Below are 1,849 nucleotides of genomic sequence, written 5' to 3'. Positions count from 1 at the left end.
ATACTGGAGTCGAAGCTTGTCAGCCCGACCTCGGTTCAGCTGAGGAAGCCAGTAAACGTCACCCTGACATTCTCCAACAAGGGGGACCTCCCTATAACAGATCTTGCGTTCGTGGAGAGACTCTCCTCAGGATTCGAGCTCGTCACGACGTTCCAGGGGAACGGGACGGCCCTGGTCACATCGACAAACAGCCTGGGAAGCTACGTCATGCCCCAGCCGCTGGCGCCGGGCTCGAAGCTCACCCTGGTCTACCAGGTCACGCCGGTCGATGCCCCTCCCGGTCCCCAGACCGTGTCCACAACATTCATAACCTACACCGATGCTAGGGGCGAGAGGCACAACTTGAGCAAGGAGGTCAAGGTGACAGTGCTAAGGCCGTACCTGGTCCTCTCATCGAACGCATCGTCCCTGAGCATGGAGTGGGATGAGGAGAGGGTGCTGCTTGTGGCCATATCGAACGTGGGCAACGAGGACGCCACGGAGGTCAGCTTGAAGCTGTCCGCCGGCGAGGGCCTCTCGATAAACCTCAGCATGATACCCAACGATGTCATGTACAGGCCCAATCCGGACGGCTCGCTCTCCCTCAGGATAGGCAAGGTGGCCTCAGGAAGCACGCTGACGCTGCCCGTCAGGGTGAGGGCGACCAACTTCTACCCGGCCTACGAGCTGGGGAGCTTCGTCACCCTGAGCTACGAGTACAAGGACTCCATAGGGAGGACCATGTCCGGTTACTCCGGCTCCAGCATGGTCAAGGTAACCCTCTTCGTCTCCAGGACCTTCCTATACATAGTAGCTGCCCTCATGCTAATCTTGGCCCTGCTAATAGCGATCAGGATCAGGAACAGGGCGAGAGCGAGCTCTAGGAGGAGCATACTCATGGGGGAGAGGAGGAAGAGGGGGAGGATACCCTTTGAGAGCTGAGCTGATAGTGGCCGCTCTCCTGATCCTGGCCCTGGTCCTCTCCCTGACCCTCGCCCTGAGACCACAAAGGGCTGGGGAGAGGCCGGAGGGCTCCTGGAGGGTCACCATAGCCTATCAATCGAGGGACTCGATTCCGGGGGGACTGGCCCTTTCCTCCTACTCTATAACGACTTGCCTGAGCTTCTTCTCAGGGGGGAAGATCAACGAGACGAACCTGGCCGTCGGCAGCCTCGGCGAGGTCGAGAGGGGGAACGTGACGATAATAGTGAGGCTCGCCGATGAGACCAGCGTCATAGCGTTCCCGGAAAACTCGACCCTGGTCGTGCAGGGGAGGGATCAGGATGGGCTCTTCGCAGCGACTGACAGGCTCGTCCTGGCGATAGCTGGGGATTACGCGCTGGATCTGGACGATTCCAGGAACTACCTGATAGTGGTGCACCCATCCAGGGGGCACAGGGTCGGTCTGCCCTGGCTCGGGGGCTACACCATACCCCAGGTCAGGGCCGTTCCCCTGCGCGTCATGGGAGGGGAGCTGGACCTGAGGAGGTTCCTCCTGGGTCCCTTCTCCCCTTGATCGCAGCGGGCCCGGGGGGACTCGAACCCCCGGCCTGCGGCTTAGAAGGCCGCCGCTCTGTCCTTGCTGAGCTACGGGCCCACGCTCATACGTCCATCATCGAAATCATATTAATAATGCTGCCCCGCGTTAGGCCCGGGTTAAGATGAGGCTGAGGTTAATAACGTTACTCATGCTTCTGCTCGCATCCCAGCTCCCCCAGCCGGCTGGGGCCCAGCAGGTCAGGTACGATTGGCTCGGTCTGGTGGCCAAGGAGGGGGTCCTGGTGAACCTCCCTGGCGGTTACAAGCTCCAGGCCAAGATAGAGCTAATAGGGGGCGTCTCGACGTACGCTGTTGTCGCTCAGGTCTACAA

The 1,849-nt window shown here is 60.5% G+C and carries 3 protein-coding genes and 1 tRNA gene; 3 read left to right on the top strand and 1 reads right to left on the bottom strand.

Translation table 11 applies throughout. The annotated features are described in order from the left end of the window. Positions 1–921: hypothetical protein (locus BA066_07835; GenBank protein RDD52785.1), on the top strand; the 921-nt coding region annotated here is incomplete at its 5' end. Then, positions 911–1,495, top strand: a complete 585-nt coding sequence (locus BA066_07830; GenBank protein ID RDD52784.1) for a hypothetical protein — start codon at positions 911–913, stop codon at positions 1,493–1,495. The genes BA066_07835 and BA066_07830, both read left to right, overlap by 11 nt. Positions 1,496–1,501: 6 nt before the next feature. Here the strand turns inward: BA066_07830 and BA066_07825 are convergent. Then, positions 1,502–1,576, bottom strand: a tRNA-Arg gene (locus tag BA066_07825). Between the two features lie 64 nt (positions 1,577–1,640). Between BA066_07825 and BA066_07820 the strand changes: the two genes are divergently transcribed. Then, on the top strand, positions 1,641–1,849 hold a 209-nt coding region (locus tag BA066_07820; protein ID RDD52783.1), incomplete at its 3' end, for a hypothetical protein.

This window comes from Candidatus Korarchaeota archaeon NZ13-K (genome assembly GCA_003344655.1).
In the GTDB taxonomy this organism is placed as follows: Archaea; Korarchaeota; Korarchaeia; order Korarchaeales; family Korarchaeaceae; genus Korarchaeum.
Note: the sequence above shows the minus strand (reverse complement) of the source record. Positions and strands in the feature narration are given on the sequence as shown.